Below are 16,697 nucleotides of genomic sequence, written 5' to 3'. Positions count from 1 at the left end.
CGCCACCTCCGACCGGGAACCGCCCCCACCGGCCTCACCCGGGCCGGCCCGCTCGACCCGGCCGGGTCCGCCGCTGCCGGGTCCGCCGCTGTCGGGTCCGCCGGTGCCGGTGCTGCCGGTGCCCCAGCCGGAGTCGCAGCCCGAGCCGGTCCGGGACGCGGACGAGACGCCGCCGGTGTCCCGGTTGCCGGGGCCGGGCGCGTTCGACCCGGGCCGGCGGGGCGTCCGGGCACTGGCGGTCGTCGCCGCCCTGGTGGTGCTCGGCGCCGCTGCCTGGACGTGGCGGTCCCGACCGCAGGTGGAGCCGGTCGTCGCCGTGACGGGCGTCGCCCCGACGTCGGATCCGGCCGCCCCGGCCGGTGACGAGCCAGCCGCCGACCCGGCCGGCGAGTTGGTGGTCGCCGTAGCCGGCAAGGTGCGCCGACCCGGGTTGGTGCGGGTCCCGGCCGGGGCCCGGGTAGCCGATGCCGTGGACGCGGCCGGTGGGGCGTTGCCCGGCGTGGACGTGGCGATGCTCAACCCGGCCCGCAAGGTCACCGATGGTGAGTTGATCCTGGTCGGCGTACCGGCGCCGACCCCGGCTGCGGGAGCGCCACCTGTCGTCGGCCCGGGCGGAGGCGGTGACCCCGGCACCGGCGGGCGGGTCAACCTCAACACCGCGACGGCGGCGCAGCTCGAAACGCTGCCCGGGGTGGGGCCGGTGCTGGCCAAGCGCATCATCGAGCACCGCGACCAGCACGGTGGCTTCCGGTCCGTCGGCGACCTGCGCCAGGTCAACGGCATCGGCGACGCGCGCTACGAACAGCTCAAAGACCTGGTCACGGTGTGACGGCGAACAGGACACCAACGTCCCGGCCGGCGAAGGCGGTGGCCGGGCCGGCGCGGGCCGGCGGGATGTCCGTGCCGGCGGCGGCCGGCGCGGCACGGGCCGGTGGGCCATCCACGCCGAAGCCGCGGAGCACGGCGCGGGCCGGCGGCGGCACGATCGGAGCGGCTGGGGCGATCGCCGGGCTGGGCGGTGGCGAGGCACCGGATCTCCGGTTGGCCGGGCTGGCCGTGGCGGCCTGGCTCACCGCGTTGGCCGGGCTGCATCTCAGCGCCGGGCGGACGCTGCTGGTGGCCGCCGTCGCGGCCGGCCTGGCCGTGCTGACGGCACTGCACCTGCTGGGGGTCGCCGGCCGTCCCGGCACAGTCGCGCGTCGCTACGGCTGGATAGGGGTCGCGGTGCTGATCGGGGTGGTCTGCGGCGGCGCCACGACCTCGGCCCGGCTGGCCGTACGCGACGCCGAGCCACTTCGCGCCCTGGTCGACGAACGGGCTCGGGTCACCGCCGAACTGGTCGTCCGGGACGACCCCCGGCCGGTACGCGGCGGCATCGTGGGCCGTCCGCCGACCCTGTTGGTGCGGGCCAAGCTGGTGACCGTCACCGGTCCGGCGGGGCAGCGGGTCACCGCGCCGGCCCGGGTGCTGGTGCTCGCCGGCGACCCGGCCTGGCGGGGCCTGCTGCCCGGTCAGCGGCTCACCGCCGAGGGGCGGCTGGCCGAACCGCGCGGCGGCGACCTGACCGGCGCCGTGCTTCTCGCCGTCGGCCCGCCCGACCTGCACGGGTCGCCGTCGGCCCTGCAACTGGCCGCCGGCCGGCTCCGGTCCGGCCTGCAACAGGCCTGCGCGCCGCTGGCCGACGAGCCGGGCGGCCTGCTGCCCGGCCTGGTGGTCGGCGACACCAGCCGGCTGCCCGACACGGTCGAGGAGGACTTCCGGGCCACCGGGATGACCCATCTGAACGCCGTGTCCGGCTCCAACGTGGCGATCATCGTCGGCGCGGTGCTGCTGCTGGCCCGTTGGGCGCGCGCCGGCCCCGCGCTGGCCGTCGGGCTCTGCGGGCTGGCCCTGGTGGGCTTCGTCATCCTGGTCCGACCCTCGCCGAGCGTGGTACGCGCGGCCACCATGGGCGCGATCGGGCTCGCCGCCCTGGCCGCCGGTCGACCCCGGGCGGCGGTGCCGGCGCTGGCCGCCGCGGTGGCGGTGCTGGTGCTGGTCGACCCCGACCTGGCCGGCGACGCCGGCTTCGCGTTGTCCGTGCTGGCCACCGGCGGTCTGCTGCTGCTCGCCCCGGTCTGGCGGGACGGGTTGCGGCGGCGGGGCGTACCGCCGGGTGCGGCCGAGGCGCTGGCGGTGCCGGCCGCCGCGCAACTGGCCTGTTCACCGGTGATCGCCGGACTCTCGGGCACCGTCAGTCTGGTGGCGGTGCCGGCCAACCTTCTCGTGGTGCCGGCGATCGCCCCGGCCACGGTGCTCGGCGTGGTGGCCGCGACGGTGTCGCCGGTCTGGCCGTACGGTGCCGAGATCGCCGCCTGGCTTGCGCACTGGCCGGCGTGGTGGCTGGTGCTGGTCGCCCGGTACGGGGCGAGACTGCCGGCGGGCAACCTGCCGTGGCCGGGTGGGGTGTCCGGGGCGCTGCTCCTGGCCGCGCTGACCGTGGCCCTGCTGGTCGCCGCCCGGCGGCCCGTGGTGCGCCGGCTGGTGGCGGTGCTCACCGTCGCGGCGATGCTCGGCACCGTGCCGGTGCGGGTGGTCGCCCCGGGGTGGCCGCCGAAGGGCTGGGTGATCGCCGTCTGCGCGGTCGGCCAGGGGGACACCGTGGTGTTGCCGGTGGCGGCCGGGCGAGCGGTCGTGGTGGACACCGGCCCGGATCCGGCGGCGGCGGATGCCTGCCTGCGCCGGCTCGACGTACGTCGGGTGCCGCTGCTGGTGGTCAGCCACTTCCACGTCGACCACACCGGCGGAGTGGCGGGGGTGTTCCGGGGGCGGCGGGTGGACACCGTCTTGACCCCGCAGTGGCCGGAGCCGGCGATCGGGCGGGACCTGATACACGCCACCGCCGCCACCCACGGCGCCCCGGTGGTGGCCGCCCCGGCCGGGTGGCGGTATCAGGCCGGCGCGGTCGACCTCGTCGTCCTCGGTCCGCCGTACCCGATGCGCGGCACCCGGTCGGACCCGAACAACAACTCGTTGGTGCTGTTGGCCACGGTGGCGGGGGTGCGGATTCTGTTGACCGGTGATGCTGAGACCGAGGAGCAGCAGGCGTTGCGGGAGCATCTGCCGGCGGGTGGGCTGCGGGCCGATGTGCTGAAGGTGGCCCACCATGGCAGTGGGTTCCAGGATCCGGCCTTTCTGGATGCGATTCGTCCGGTGGTGGCGCTGGTGCCGGTGGGGGCGGGTAATTCGTACGGCCATCCCAATGCGGGGGTGCTGGCCCGGTTGTCGCGGGGTGGGGCGCGGGTGTTGCGTACCGATGTCGACGGGGATGTCGCGGTGGTGGTGGGGTCGTCGGGTCTGGCGGTGGTGTCGGGCGGCGTCGACCTGAGCCGGGCGGAGCCGTGAAACAGGCCGGCCGGCGGGGAGCCGGTAACGAACGGGCCGGCCGGCGGGGCGGCGATCGATTCCGGTTTACGGCAAAGGAGTGGAATAAGATAGATGTCTGGATTTGCGCTGAGTGCGGGGCCCGCAGGCACAGTGCCGACGACCAGGCTGGACCGGGTCGCCGAGCGTGCGAGTATGGGCGGCGTGACCGCCGCCAGTGCCGCTCCTATTGTGCTCGTCCTCGGCGACGAGGAGCTGCTCGCCACGCGTGCGGTGGCCGAAACCGTCGCCGCGGCCCGGGCCGCCGACCCCGGTGCTGACGTGCGCGAGTACCAGGCCGGCCAGCTCACCGTCGGTGAGGTCGACGAGATGCTCAGCCCGTCGCTGTTCGGCGGTCGCCGGGTGCTGGTGCTCCGGTCCGGTCAGGACGCTCGCAAGGACCTGGTCGCCGCCCTGCTCGCGTACGCGAAGAACCCCGATCCCGAGGTGCAGCTCGTCGTGCAGCACCTCGGTGGGGCCAAGGGCAAGGCGTTCGCCGACGGGCTGAAGTCGGCCCGTGCCCAGGTCCAGCCGGCCGTCAAGCTCAAGGGGCACCGGGACCGGGTGGCCTTCGTCCGCGACGAGTTCCGCCGAGCCGGCGGGCGGTGCACCGACGACGCCGCCGAGGCGTTGATCGCGGCGGTCGGCAACGACCTGCGGGAACTCGCCGCGGCCTGTTCCCAACTGATCGCCGACACCGACGGCCGGATCGGGGCCGACACGGTGGCCCGCTACTACCGGGGCCGGGTGGAGGTGAGCGGCTTCACCGTGGCCGACGCCACGATGGTCGGTGACCTGCCGGGCGCGTTGGAGGCGCTGCGCTGGGCCCTGCACGTGGGGGTGGACCCGGTGCCGATCGCCGACGCCCTCGCCGACGGGATCCGCACCGTGGCCCGGGTCGCCTCGGCCGGCCGGGGCAGCCCGTATCAACTGGCCAGCAGCCTGGGCATGCCGCCGTGGAAGGTCGAACGGGCCCAGCGGCAGGCGCGCGGCTGGACGCCCGACGGGCTGGTCCGTGCCATGCAGGCGGCGGCGGAGTGCAACGCGGCGGTCAAGGGTGGATCCGACGATCGGGCGTACGCGCTGGAGAAGGCGGTCTTCTCGGTGGCCGCCGCGCGGGGCGGCGCCAGGTGAGCGGAGCCCTCCGTGGCTCGTGGGCCACGATCCAGGCCGACGAGGAGCGGTACCGCCCGCTCTACGCCCGGGTGCTCGGCCTGCGTTTCGTCAACCCGGGTGGGGTGCTCTGTTTCCTGTTCTTCGAGGGGATGATCGCCCTGGCGGCCCTGTTCGCGCTCGCCGAGCTGGTGAGCTGGTGGGCGGTGCTGGTGCTGCCCGCAGCGGTGGCCGTCATGGTCAAGCTCAACGACCTGGTGGCCGCCGTGGTGGTCCGCTCGGCCGCGGCCGTACCCGAGCAGGAACGCGACCGCTTCCGGCGGCAGATCGAACCGGTCGTCGGGCGGGCCCGGGTCGACTGGCTGCCGCACAGCGTGCCCGGTGTGGTGGTCGGCGCGGAGCCGGCGCGAGGCGAACCCCCGGCCGCCCCGGATCCGACGCGGCCGTCCGTGCTTCCCGACGCTCCGCGGGACCCGACGCCGCCCGGCGTGCGTCCCGGCGCTCCGGCGGAACCGGTGCCGTCGGCCGGGTCTCCCGCTGCCCCGGCGGGCCCGGATCCGGTGCTGCGGGCCGCCCTTCCCGACGCACCGGCAGCCGCGCCGCAGCCTGGCACCGCCGAACCGGGGTCGTGATCGATTCCCTGCGGGCGGCCGCGAACAGTGACCGCGGGCAGTGGCCGTAGACGAGAGCCCACCGTGGTGACATGCGGATGCGCCGGGGCGGTGACGCGCGAAAGCCCCGGGGCGCCGCCCCGAGGCTTTCGGTCAGATCTGGGTCGCCAGAGGTCAGGCGGCGAGCGACGCGACGCGCTTGGCGATCGCCGACTTGCGGTTCGCGGCCTGGTTGGCGTGGATGACGCCCTTGCTGGCCGCCTTGTCCAGCTTGCGCGAGGCGTCCTGCATCAGGGTGGTGGCCTTCTCGACGTCACCGGCCTCGGCAGCCTCGTGGAACTTGCGGATGGCGGTCTTCAGCGACGACTTGACCGACTTGTTACGCAGCCGGCGCTTCTCGTTCTGCCGGTTGCGCTTGATCTGGGACTTGATGTTCGCCACGCGACAGCCTCGTCTTGATAGCTCGGGTTGGTCAGCATTGCGCGCGACGAGCATGCGTCATCGCTGCGCGAAGAGCCAGGTTACCAGGTCGGCGCGGAGGGGCCAAAACGGCACCGTGGGCGGATCAGGTCCAGCCCCGGCGGTGGGCCAGCCAGCCGAGCGCCTGCTCGCCGGTCCACCGCTGGTGCGCCGGCAGGTGGGCCGACGCGGTGGGCGGCGCGGCGGCTGCGGCGGTGAGGTGGTAGCCGGCCAGGGCGGCCAGCGTCACGTCCAGCGCGTCGGGGGGCGCGCCGGCGGTGGCCGGGTGCGCGGCGAAGCGAGAGTCGACGTCCAGCCCGCTGGCGTATCCGGTGATCAGCAGGCCGACCAGGTCGAACCAGGCCGGCCCGTGGCAGAGCCACGTCCAGTCGCAGAACCAGGCGGCACCGGCGCGATCGATCAGCACGTTGTCGACCCGCAGGTCGCCGTGGGTCAGCCCGGTCGCCCCGGCGGCGTACCCGGGCAGGCGGGACTCCAGCGCGACCAGCTCGGCGAGCCGTCCCCGGGCCGGGGCGGGCAGCGGTGGCGGCGGTTCCCGGCCGGCGGCCACCTCGCCCCACCAGAGGATGTCGTCGCGGGCCAGCTCCGCCAGCCGGGGCAGCCCGAGGGTGGACAGCTCGGCCGGCGGATCGGCGAGCGCGGCACTGATCCCGGCGTAACCGGCGAGGGCGGCGGTCAGCTCGGCCGGGTCCCAGGGCAGCCGGGGAGTGTGGCCGTCGACCGGGTCCAGGCAGAGCGCGTACCAGCCCGCCTCCCACAGCGTCCAGCGCAGGCGCGGCACGGGAAGCCCGGCCGGCAGCCGGGCGAGGATCGCCGCCTCCCGGGCGTACCAGTCGACCAGGTGTGGTTGCTCGGCGTGGCCGGCGGCCTTGACGAACGCGCTGCCTCCGTCGGCGGTGCCCAGCAGCGCGGCGAATCCCCGGGTGAAGCCGGCGCCGGCGCCGCGGGCCTCGACCACCGGGGCGCCGAGTCGCGCCGACACCGCGGATCGCAGCGGTTGCGGCAGCGCGTGCCACGCCGGCCGCTGGGCGGTGGCGTGGTACGCCACGGGCGGTCGGGACGGAAGGCTCACCCGACCATGCTGCACGCTGGCACATCCGGCGTGGTCTGCCAGACTGGCAGGCCATGAGGACCGAGGACTTCTGGCGGTTGATCGACCATGCCCGCGCCGGTGGGGGAGAGCCGGACGCCATCGCGGCGCGGGCCGTCGCGCTGCTCGCCGCCCGCGCCCCGGAGGAGATCGTCGGGTACGCCCGCCACCAGCAGCGGGTCCTCGCCGCCTCCTATCGCGTCGATCTGTGGGGTGCCGCGTACCTGATCAACGGTGGCGCCTCCGACGACGGGTTCGAGTACTTCCGTGGCTGGCTGATGACCCAGGGGCGGGAGGTCTTCGCCAGCGCCGTCGCCGACCCGGATTCGCTGGCCGAACTGCCTCGGGTCCGGGCCGCCTCGCTCAGCGGCGAGGAGTTCGAGTGCGAGGACATGCTGGCCGTGGCGTGGGACGCGTACCGCAGGGCGACCGCGACCGATCTGCCGGCGGAACGCCACGCGGCGTCGCCGCCGGACCTGAACGACTTCTGGGATTTCGACGACGAGGAGGAGGCCCGGCGCCGGCTGCCCCGGCTCGCCGCCCTCTTCGTCGAGCCGCCGCAGGAGTGAGGGCCCGGTGCGGGCCGGTGGTGGCCGCCCGGTGACGGCTCGGCGGTGCTCGCGCCGGCGGGGTTCGCCCGCGCGGCGGCTGCCCGCCGCGGACGTGGGAGCATAGAGGGGGCCGGCATCTGCCGGCCTGCTCACGTCAGCCGACCAGAACGGACCGCTGTGCCACCGACGCTCGATCCCGGCGCGAACGCTCCTGGTGCCACCGACCCGGGGCGGATCAGGAACTTCTGCATCATCGCCCACATCGACCACGGAAAGTCGACCCTGGCCGACCGGATGTTGCAGCTCACCGGCGTGGTCGACCCGCGGCAGATGCGCGCGCAGTACCTCGACCGGATGGACATCGAGCGCGAGCGCGGCATCACCATCAAGAGCCAGGCCGTGCGGATGCCGTGGACCATCCGCGACGGCGAGCGCGCCGGTGAGCAGGCCGTGCTCAACATGATCGACACCCCCGGCCACGTCGACTTCACCTACGAGGTGTCCCGTTCGCTGGCCGCCTGCGAGGGGGCCATCCTGCTGGTCGACGCCGCCCAGGGCATCGAGGCGCAGACGCTGGCCAACCTGTACCTGGCACTCGAAAACGACCTGCACATCATCCCGGTGCTCAACAAGATCGACCTGCCGGCCGCCCAGCCGGAGAAGTACGCCGAGGAGCTGGCGCACCTGATCGGCGGCGACCCGGCGGACTGCATCAAGGTCTCCGGCAAGACCGGTGAGGGCGTGCCGCACCTGCTCGACGAGATCGTCCGGCAGTTCGTCCCGCCGGTCGGCGACGCCGACGCCCCGGCCCGCGCGATGATCTTCGACTCGGTGTACGACGTCTACCGGGGCGTGGTCACCTACGTCCGGGTGGTCGACGGGCGGATCGGCGCCCGGGACCGGATCAAGATGATGTCCACCGGCGCGACCCACGAGCTGCTGGAGATCGGCGTCATCTCGCCGGAGATGGTGAAGGCCGACGCGCTCGGCGTCGGCGAGGTCGGCTACCTGATCACCGGCGTGAAGGACGTGCGCCAGTCCCGGGTCGGTGACACGGTCACCATCAACGGGCGGCCGGCGGAGGAGCCGCTCGGCGGCTACAAGGACCCGAAGCCGATGGTCTACTCCGGCCTGTACCCGATCGACGGGTCGGACTACCCGGCGCTGCGGGACGCGCTGGACAAGCTCAAGCTCAACGACGCCGCGCTCACCTACGAGCCGGAGACCTCCGGGGCGCTCGGTTTCGGCTTCCGCTGCGGCTTCCTCGGCCTGCTGCACCTGGAGATCATCGGGGAGCGGCTGGAGCGGGAGTTCAACCTCGACCTCATCTCGACCGCGCCGAACGTGGTCTACCGCGCCATCCAGGAGGACGGCGAGGAGATCGTGGTCACCAACCCGAGCGAGTACCCGACCGGCAAGATCGCCGAGGTGTACGAGCCGACGGTGCGGGCCAGCGTGCTGACCCCGAACGACTACGTCGGCGCGGTGATGGAGCTGTGCCAGGGTCGCCGGGGCAGCCTGCTCGGCATGGAGTACCTCTCCGCCGACCGGGTGGAACTGCGCTACACGCTGCCGCTGGCCGAGATCATCTTCGACTTCTTCGACCAGCTCAAGAGCCGGACCAAGGGCTACGCCTCGCTGGACTACGAGCCCACCGACGAGCAGGCGTCCGACCTGGTGAAGGTCGACATCCTGCTGCACGGCGAGCCGGTGGACGCGTTCAGCGCCATCGTGCACAAGGACAAGGCGTACAACTACGGCACCACGATCGCCGCGAAGCTGCGCAACCTGATCCCGCGCCAGCAGTTCGAGGTGCCGATCCAGGCCGCCATCGGCAGCCGGGTCATCGCCCGGGAGACCATCCGGGCGATCCGCAAGGACGTGCTCGCCAAGTGCTACGGCGGTGACATCAGTCGCAAGCGCAAGCTGCTGGAGAAGCAGAAGGAGGGCAAGAAGCGGATGAAGATGGTGGGCCGGGTGGAGGTCCCGCAGGAAGCCTTCATCGCCGCGCTCTCCACCGACTCGGGCGACGGCAAGGCCGCCGGGAAGAAGTGACGCCGGCCGGTGGGCCGGGACGACGTACGGAAACCGGTGTGCCATCGACGGGCGACATGTCCGGTCGGTTTGGGGATTCGATGCCGAGGGAACTGGATCGGCACGACAGGAACCCTGCCGAACGACATCTTCTCGTTAAGGAGCGCGACCATGGAGCTCACCGTCTGGGGCATCATCACCGCCCTGTTCGTCGGTCTTATCGTCGGCGCGTTGGGTCGCCTGGTGGTGCCGGGCCGGCAGGACATGCCGATCTGGCTGCACATGCTCATCGGTGTCGGCGCGGCGCTGCTCGGCACCGTGCTCGCCCGGGCGATGGGCATCGCCACGGTGACCGCCGGCATCGACTGGGCCGAACTCGCGGTGCAGGTCGCGCTGGCCGCGATCGCGGTGGCCCTGGTGGCCGGCGTCGGTGGTCGCCGACGCGGTATCACCCACCGGTAACCACACCCGTCTTTCGGGCGCCCGGCCACCCGACCGGGCGCCCGTCGGCGTACCAGCGTCCTTTCTGGACGCGGCGCGGCCGGTTTGGATTCTCACCGGCTCGGGGTACTAGGCGATCACGACAGGAATCCCACCGCACGTGGAACGTCTTTGTGAAGGAGAGCGACCATGGAGCTCACCGTCTGGGGCATTATCACCGCCCTGTTCGTCGGCCTGATTATCGGCGCGTTGGGTCGCCTGGTGGTGCCGGGCCGCCAGCCCATGCCGATCTGGCTGCACATGCTCATCGGTGTGGGCGCCGCGCTGCTCGGCACGGTGATCGCCCGCGCGTCCGGCTTCGCGGAGACCGCCGGCATCGACTGGCGGGAACTGATGCTCCAGGTCCTGCTGGCCGCCGTCGCGGTCGCGCTGGTCTCCGGCACGGGCCGCCGCCGGCGGCCCATCCACAGGTGACAACCGAGTCCCGAGGAGGCGCCCGACCGTCGAGGTCGGGCGCCTTTCGTCTGCGTACGCCCGGGTTCGGGGACGGCGCGTCCGGACGCCGGCGCCCGCTCCGCGATACCGTCGGTCCCCGCGCACTGTCGTAAAGGAATCCTTCGTACTAGGGTGCGAGGCGGAAGGTTAATGCCAGCCAGCGGGAGGGGAAGTGGCGTGAACAGGTGGAAACGGCTGGTCCCGGTCACCGCCGTCGTGGCCGCGACCGCATTGGTGTTGGCCGGCTGCGGCGGCTCGGACGAGGACGCGGCCGACACCAGCAGGCTCACGGTCTGGATGATGGGCGAGGGCGGTGAGGCGCAGACCGCGTTCCTCGACGCCGTGGAGACCGAGTTCCAGCGCAAGCATCCCGACACCGACGTGGTCGTGCAGTACATCCCCTGGCTGGAGGCGCCAAAGAAGTTCCAGGCCGCGCTCGCCGGTGGCGAGGGGCCGGACGTCACCGAACTGGGCAACACCGAGACCCAGGGCTGGGCGGCGCAGGAGGCCCTCGCCGACGTCACCGACCGGATGAGCGGCTGGGCCGAGGGCCGCGACATCCTGCCCGACCTGGTCCGCAACGCCCAACTCGACGGCCGGCAGTACGGCGTGCCGTGGTACGCCGGCGTCCGGGGCATCTACTACCGCACCGACTGGTTCGCCGAGGCCGGCGTGCAGCCGCCGAAGAGCTGGGACGACCTGGTCGCGGCGGCCAAGGCCGTGCAGGCCAGCCGGCCCGGGACATACGGCATCGCCCTGCCCGGCAACTCGGAGCTGCCGTTCTACTCCTTCCTCTGGGGCGCCGGCGCGGAGATCGCCACCAGGGAGGGGGAGAGCTGGAAGTCCGGCTACACCTCGCCGCAGGCCCGCGCGGCGGTCCGGTACTGGACCGACCTGGTGACCGTCCACAAGGTCGCCCCGCCCGCCGCCGCCGGCTGGAACGAGATCGACGCGCGTACCCAGTTCGCCACCGGCAAGGCGGCGATGGCCTTCGCCGGCAGCTGGCAGCAGGGCGCGATCGCCAAGGACAACCCCGAGATCGAGAAGGTCTGGGGCACCTTCCCCATCCCCGGCCCGGACGGTCAGCCGGCGCCCGCGTTCGCCGGCGGCTCCGACATCGCGATCTGGCGTGACAGCCAGCGTCAGGACCTGGCCTGGGACTACCTCACCGTGCTGCTGGACAAGAAGAACTCGCAGCAGTTCGCGGAGAGCCTCGGCTTCTTCCCGGTCTACTCGGACCTGGTCAGCGGCAGCGAATACGCAGATGACAAGATCATGGCGGCGTTCGCAACGACCATGCGGAACACCAGACTCACGCCACTCACCCCGAAGTGGGTGGAGGTCAGCCGGACCAAGACGGTGACCCAGGCGATGAACAGCTCGGTCATGAAGGGTCAGAAGACGGTCGAACAGGCCACCGCCGACGCGGCCGCGGAGATGGAAAGCATCCTCAACGCCAGGTGACCACGCTGACCGAGGTGCCGGAGACGGCCGCCGCCCGGGAGACCCCCGTGCGGCGGCGTCGCCGGGTCGACCGGCTGCCGTATCTGCTGCTCCTGCCCTGCCTGGTGGTCATCGGGGTGCTGCTGCTCTGGCCGCTCGGCCAGGTGGTGGTGATGTCCTTCCACCGGCTGGACAACGTCCGCCAGTTGCGCGGCCACCGGGAGTGGCCGTGGGTGGGACTGGGCAACTACACCCAGATCCTCGGCGATCCGTTCTTCTGGACCGTGCTGCGCAACACGGTGCTCTTCGCCGCGGCCAACGTGGCGCTGACCATGGTCCTGGGCACCCTGGTCGGCCTGCTGCTCAACCGGCTCGGCCGGCGGATGGCGGCCTTCGTGGCCAGCTGCGTGATGCTCGCCTGGGCCACCCCCGCACTCACCGGCACCATCGTCTGGAAGTGGATCTTCGACGACACCAGCGGGCTGGTCACCTGGACGTTCAACGCCCTGCCGGACGGGCTCTCGCAGGCCCTCTTCGGGCGCAGCGACTGGACCGGCTACGGCTGGTTCAACTCCCCGCTGCTGTTCTTCGCCATCCTCACCCTGGTGGTGGTCTGGCACTCGTTCCCGTTCGTGGCGGTCAGCGTGCTGGCCGGGCTCAGGAGCGTACCGAGCGAACTGCACGAGGCGGCCCGGGTCGACGGCGCCGGCCCGTGGCGGGTGTTCTGGCGGGTCACCGTCCCGCTGCTGCGCCCGGTCTTCGGCATCCTGGTGGTGCTCTCCACCATCTGGGACTTCAAGGTCTTCACCCAGTACTACGTGCTGGCCGGCGGCACCCAGGACCGGCCCACCTTCATGCTCTCCGTCTACTCGTACGCCGAGGCGTTCTCGCCCCCGCCCAAGTACGGTCTCGGCTCGGCGATCGCGGTCGTTCTCACCCTGATCCTGCTCGCCGTCACCGGGGCGTACGTGCGCATGATGCTCCGGCAGGAGGACGCGTGACGACCGGCCCGGCGCGTGGCGGGCGGCGCGGCCGTACCGCCCGACGGCTCGCGCTCAACGGCGCCGGCCTGCTGGTGGCGCTCTTCGCGGCCTTCCCGGTCTACTGGATGATCGCCACCTCGCTGAAACCGAGCGGCGAGATCTTCGCCAGCACGCCCCGGCCGGTGCCGGCCGAGCCGACGCTGGAGCACTACCGGCAGATCCTCACCGGGAACCTGATCCCCGGAGTGACCTTCACCGACTTCTTCCTCAACAGCGTGCTGGTGGCGGCGGCCACGGTGCTGCTCAGCGGGCTGGTCGCCCTGCTGGCCGCCACCGCCGTGGCCCGGTTCCGGTTCCGGCTGCGGACCAGCTTCCTGATCATGCTGTTGGTGGTGCAGATGATCCCGCTGGAGGCGCTGGTCATTCCGCTGTTCCTGATGATCCAGCGGCTCGGCCTGTACAACACCCTGCCCAGCCTGATCCTCACCTACCTCGGCTTCTCGTTGCCGTTCGCGGTCTGGATGCTGCGCGGCTTCGTCGCGGCGGTGCCCAGGGAACTGGAGGAGGCCGCCGCCATCGACGGGGCCAACCGGGCGCAGATCTTCCGCCGGATCCTGTTTCCGCTGGTGGCCCCGGGGCTCGTGGCGACCAGCATCTTCTCCTTCATCACCGCGTGGAACGAGCTGATCTTCGCGTTGACCTTCGTCAACCGACAGGACCGCTACACCCTGCCGGTGGCGATGACCTTCTTCTTCGGTCGCGACGACACCGCCTGGGGCCCGGTGATGGCCGCCTCCACGCTGTTCACCCTGCCGGTGATCGTGTTCTTCCTGCTGGTGCAGCGGCGGATGGCCGCCGGCCTGATCACCGGCGCCATCAAGGGCTGAGGGGTGTAAGGAAGGGCCCCCTATTAACGCCTGAGGTATAGAAGGGTTCCCTTCTCACACCGGCGGCGTCGGTTTTGATGCGGCGGTCGGTGCATGCTGGCGGGCACCGTGGGCGCGGCCGGGCGGCCGGCCACGACGGGAAGGCCGGGCGGCCGGCCACGACGGGAGGCTAGGCTGCCGGGCCATGACGGGGCGAGTGGTGACGGTCAACGTCGGCGTGGTGACCAGGGCCGACTGGGCGGGCGCGAACGGGCGCAGCGGAATCGACAAGCGGCCGGTGCCGGGCCGGGTGCCGGTGCGCCCGGAGGGCCTGGTCGGCGACTTCATCAGCGACCTGCGCAACCATGGCGGCCCCGACAAGGCGGTCTACGCGTACGCCTCGGAGGACGCGGCGTGGTGGGAGGCCGAGCTCGGCCGGGACATCCGGCCGGGCGGCTTCGGCGAGAACCTCACCACGTACGCGGTGGACGTCACCGGCGCGGTGATCGGCGAGCGGTGGACGGTCGGCTCGGCCGTGCTCCAGGTGACGATGCCGCGTACGCCGTGCGCCACGTTTGCCGGCTTCTGGGGCGTACCGAATCTGATCAAGCGGTTCACGGCGCGGGCGGCGCCCGGGGCGTACCTGCGGGTGCTGCGTGAGGGCGAACTGGGTGCCGGCGACCCGATCGAGGTGACGCACCGGCCGGCGCACGGGGTGACCGTCGGTGAGGTGTTCCGGGCACTGAACCTTCAGCCGGAGCTGCTGCCCCGGCTGCTGGCGGCCGACGACCTGCCCGGGTGGATCCGGGACAAGGCGCGTCGCCGGCTCACCACCCCGCCCGCCTGACCGCCACCAACCACCAACCACCAACCACCAACCACCACCCGCCCACCGTCGCTGGGTGCCGGCGGGCGGGATGTTATTGATGGGTAACCCAAACATCCCGTGATCGTTGAGTGTGTATGGGTGTTGCGGTGACCGATGCGAGGCGGCTTTCCCAGCAGGCGCAAGAGGATCTGCGTCGGCGGGCGGTGGCTGCGTGGCAGGGTGGGATGTCGCAGGCTGAGGTGGCGCGGGTATTTCGGGTCGGGCCGAAAACGGTGTGGGTGTGGGTGGAGGCGTTCCGCCGTAAGGGGAATCGGGGGTTGAACGCCAAGAGACGTGGTCGGCGGCCGGGTGAGCAGAAGGCGTTGACGGCGCGGCAGCAGGCGCGGGTGCGGCGGGCGGTGATCCACCAGTGTCCGGACCAGTTGGCGTTGCCGGGGTTGGTGTGGACCCGTCCGCAGGTGCGGCAGTTGATCCGTGACTGGTTCGATATCGGGTTGTCGCTGGTCACGATCGGCAAGTACCTGCGGTCGTGGGGGCTGTCGCCGCAGAAGCCGATCCGTAAGGCGTACGAGCAGGATCCCGAGGCCGTCACGCGGTGGCTGGAGGTGACCTACCCGGCGATCGCCGGGCAGGCCAAGGCCGAGGGCGGTGTGGTGTTGTGGCTGGATCAGACTGGGCTGCGTTCCACCGCCGCGGTGGGCACCACCTGGGCGCCGGTCGGGCAGACCCCGGTGGTGGCCAGGACCGGCCGACGGTTCTCGATCAACGTGATGGCCGCGATCTCCAACAAGGGCGAGCTGTACTTCACCTGCTACCTGGGCACCCTCAACGGGGAGGTGTTCCTGAAGTTCCTGGACCGGCTCGTCCGCCACCTCGACCGGAAGATCCACCTCATCGTCGACGGACACCCCGTCCACCGCCGTACCGAAGTCCGCACCTGGGTCGCCGAACGTGTTGCCCAGCTTGAGATGCACTACCTGCCCGGCTACAGCCCCGAACTGAATCCCGTAGAACTACTCAACGGCGACATCAAACACCATGTCGCACAAGCCAATCCCGCCAACCAGCAGCAGCTGGCCGCGCAGGCTCGCACCCACCTCCGCCGGCGACAGAACCAGCCCGACCGGATCCGGAGCCTGTTCGGCAAACCAGAAGTCCGCTACGCCGCCGGATGACCACGGGACGTTTGGGTTACCCATCAATAAGAAGGGCCCCCTGTACAACGCCAGGCGTTAACAGGGGGCCCTTCCTTACAAGCTGGTTAGCGGAGCCAGGGGATGTTTCGGTTTAGTAGGCCGCGCTGCTTCAGTTCCTTGCGGAGCGGGATCTCGTCGTCGATGTAGCCGTCCCAGTTGATGCCCCAGTAGTTCGCGGTGTGGGTGCCCTCACCGCAGAGCTGGCGCTGTACCGGCGTGCGGTTGCCCCACCACTCGCCGTCGGCGTCGATGTGCAGCTCGTCCAGCGGGCGGATCCACCGGTAGGTGTAGCCGACAAAGAGCATCTTGCGGGTGATCGTCGACAGGTTGGTCGACCGCGAGTGCCACTGCCGGCGGTCGAAGATGAACGCGTCGCCCGGCTTGGCGGTGATCTCGACGGTGCCCTCCGGGTCCGGGTTGTGCACCGTGGTGTCCGCCGGGCGCGGCAGCGAGTTCCACAGGTGGCTGCCCGGGATCACCTTGGTCGCGCCGCGGCCGGTCTCCGAGAGGTCGGAGAGCACGTAGGCGACCTTCAGCGAGAACATCGGCCGGGGCAGGTTCGGGTCCATCGTCTCCGGGTCGGAGTTCTGCCGGTACCCGTCCTGGTGCCAACCCCAGTACGGCTTCTCCGGCTCCAGGGCCGGCGGAGTGACGTCGAGGTGGTTGTGGTGGCTGTAGATGTTCCACCCGGCCAGGCCCCACATGTAGGGGAACGCGATCGGGTGGGTCAGCAGGTCGCCGAAGAGTTCGTCCCGCTCAAGGAAGCCCAGCAGGTGCAGGGTGCCGTCCTTGGTGGTCTTGCCCTTCGCCTTCTCCTCCTCGTACACCCGGTCGACCGCGGCCTCGAGCGCGGCCCGGTGGTCCTCGGTCAGGACGTTGCGCAGCAGGAGAAAGCCCTGCTCATGGAACTCCTTGCGGTCGACGTCGCTGATCGGTTCGTAGCCGGTCCGGTCGCCGTAGTCGAATGCCACGTCGTACCCCTCCCCAAGAGGTGAAACCATTTTTGGCGCAGGCCGCCGATCGTAACGCGCCCACGCCGGGCCCGGGGGACGGCCCCGGTCGATCCCACAGGTATGGCGACCGAGGGCGGTGGTGTGACTACTGGCAGTTACGCAGCGTGGTAGGGCGGGGGGTTTAGAGGGGCGATTGCCGGAATTTGCGGT

The 16,697-nt window shown here is 71.8% G+C and carries 15 protein-coding genes and 1 pseudogene; 13 read left to right on the top strand and 3 right to left on the bottom strand.

What is annotated here, in order from left to right; genetic code table 11:
• Positions 1-73: 73 nt before the first annotated feature.
• From ACQPYA_RS24900 to ACQPYA_RS24885, 4 genes and pseudogenes are all read left to right on the top strand, one after another.
• The gene (locus tag ACQPYA_RS24900) at positions 74-829 is read left to right on the top strand and encodes a ComEA family DNA-binding protein (RefSeq protein ID WP_433533605.1); all 756 of its coding nucleotides are present in this window, start codon (positions 74-76) and stop codon (positions 827-829) included.
• Entirely contained in the window at positions 826-3,384 is a 2,559-nt protein-coding gene (locus tag ACQPYA_RS24895) for a ComEC/Rec2 family competence protein (protein ID WP_433529502.1), read from the top strand. The genes ACQPYA_RS24900 and ACQPYA_RS24895 overlap by 4 nt, the downstream gene beginning before the upstream one ends.
• Before the next feature lie 174 nt (positions 3,385-3,558).
• Positions 3,559-4,536 (top strand): DNA polymerase III subunit delta, encoded by a 978-nt coding sequence (holA, locus tag ACQPYA_RS24890; protein ID WP_433529501.1) that lies wholly within the window; start codon positions 3,559-3,561, stop codon positions 4,534-4,536.
• Positions 4,533-4,961: pseudogene (locus ACQPYA_RS24885) on the top strand (hypothetical protein); the annotation flags it as partial. The gene holA and the pseudogene ACQPYA_RS24885, both read left to right, overlap by 4 nt.
• Positions 4,962-5,300: 339 nt before the next feature.
• Here the strand turns inward: ACQPYA_RS24885 and rpsT are convergent.
• Positions 5,301-5,567 (bottom strand): 30S ribosomal protein S20, encoded by a 267-nt coding sequence (gene rpsT, locus ACQPYA_RS24880; protein ID WP_433529500.1) that lies wholly within the window; start codon positions 5,565-5,567, stop codon positions 5,301-5,303.
• 124 nt (positions 5,568-5,691) lie between these two features.
• On the bottom strand, positions 5,692-6,678 hold the full coding sequence (locus ACQPYA_RS24875; protein WP_433529499.1) for a phosphotransferase family protein: 987 nt from the start codon (positions 6,676-6,678) through the stop codon (positions 5,692-5,694).
• A 53-nt stretch (positions 6,679-6,731) separates the two neighbouring features.
• Here ACQPYA_RS24875 and ACQPYA_RS24870 point away from each other — a divergent pair, with 53 nt between their 5' ends.
• The 9 genes from ACQPYA_RS24870 to ACQPYA_RS24830 all read left to right on the top strand — a co-directional run bounded on the left by ACQPYA_RS24870 (position 6,732) and on the right by ACQPYA_RS24830 (position 15,513).
• Positions 6,732-7,265 carry a DUF4240 domain-containing protein gene (locus ACQPYA_RS24870; protein WP_433529498.1) on the top strand — a complete coding sequence of 178 codons (534 nt, stop codon included), beginning with the start codon at positions 6,732-6,734 and terminating at the stop codon, positions 7,263-7,265.
• Positions 7,266-7,424: 159 nt separating this feature from the next.
• Positions 7,425-9,302: a translation elongation factor 4 gene (gene lepA, locus ACQPYA_RS24865; protein WP_433529497.1), complete on the top strand. Its 1,878-nt coding sequence runs from the start codon at positions 7,425-7,427 to the stop codon at positions 9,300-9,302.
• A 150-nt stretch (positions 9,303-9,452) separates the two neighbouring features.
• Positions 9,453-9,743 carry a GlsB/YeaQ/YmgE family stress response membrane protein gene (locus ACQPYA_RS24860; RefSeq protein ID WP_111217351.1) on the top strand — a complete coding sequence of 97 codons (291 nt, stop codon included), beginning with the start codon at positions 9,453-9,455 and terminating at the stop codon, positions 9,741-9,743.
• A 168-nt stretch (positions 9,744-9,911) separates the two neighbouring features.
• Positions 9,912-10,196: a GlsB/YeaQ/YmgE family stress response membrane protein gene (locus tag ACQPYA_RS24855; protein WP_433529496.1), complete on the top strand. Its 285-nt coding sequence runs from the start codon at positions 9,912-9,914 to the stop codon at positions 10,194-10,196.
• Between the two features lie 198 nt (positions 10,197-10,394).
• Entirely contained in the window at positions 10,395-11,681 is a 1,287-nt protein-coding gene (locus tag ACQPYA_RS24850; protein WP_433529495.1) for a sugar ABC transporter substrate-binding protein, read from the top strand.
• Positions 11,678-12,661 carry a carbohydrate ABC transporter permease gene (locus ACQPYA_RS24845; protein WP_433529494.1) on the top strand — a complete coding sequence of 328 codons (984 nt, stop codon included), beginning with the start codon at positions 11,678-11,680 and terminating at the stop codon, positions 12,659-12,661. The genes ACQPYA_RS24850 and ACQPYA_RS24845 overlap by 4 nt, the downstream gene beginning before the upstream one ends.
• Entirely contained in the window at positions 12,658-13,530 is an 873-nt protein-coding gene (locus ACQPYA_RS24840) for a carbohydrate ABC transporter permease (protein ID WP_433529493.1), read from the top strand. The genes ACQPYA_RS24845 and ACQPYA_RS24840 overlap by 4 nt, the downstream gene beginning before the upstream one ends.
• A gap of 184 nt (positions 13,531-13,714) precedes the next feature.
• Positions 13,715-14,356, top strand: coding sequence for an MOSC domain-containing protein (locus tag ACQPYA_RS24835; RefSeq protein ID WP_433529492.1), 642 nt, complete (start codon positions 13,715-13,717; stop codon positions 14,354-14,356).
• A 206-nt stretch (positions 14,357-14,562) separates the two neighbouring features.
• Positions 14,563-15,513: an IS630 family transposase gene (locus tag ACQPYA_RS24830; protein WP_433529491.1), complete on the top strand. Its 951-nt coding sequence runs from the start codon at positions 14,563-14,565 to the stop codon at positions 15,511-15,513.
• Between the two features lie 86 nt (positions 15,514-15,599).
• Here the strand turns inward: ACQPYA_RS24830 and ACQPYA_RS24825 are convergent, their stop codons facing one another.
• Entirely contained in the window at positions 15,600-16,505 is a 906-nt protein-coding gene (locus tag ACQPYA_RS24825; RefSeq protein ID WP_433529490.1) for a phytanoyl-CoA dioxygenase family protein, read from the bottom strand.
• Positions 16,506-16,697 lie beyond the last annotated feature (192 nt).

Source organism: Micromonospora sp. CA-263727, from assembly GCF_050942455.1.
Classification (GTDB): Bacteria; Actinomycetota; Actinomycetes; order Mycobacteriales; family Micromonosporaceae; genus Micromonospora.
Note: the sequence above shows the minus strand (reverse complement) of the source record. Positions and strands in the feature narration are given on the sequence as shown.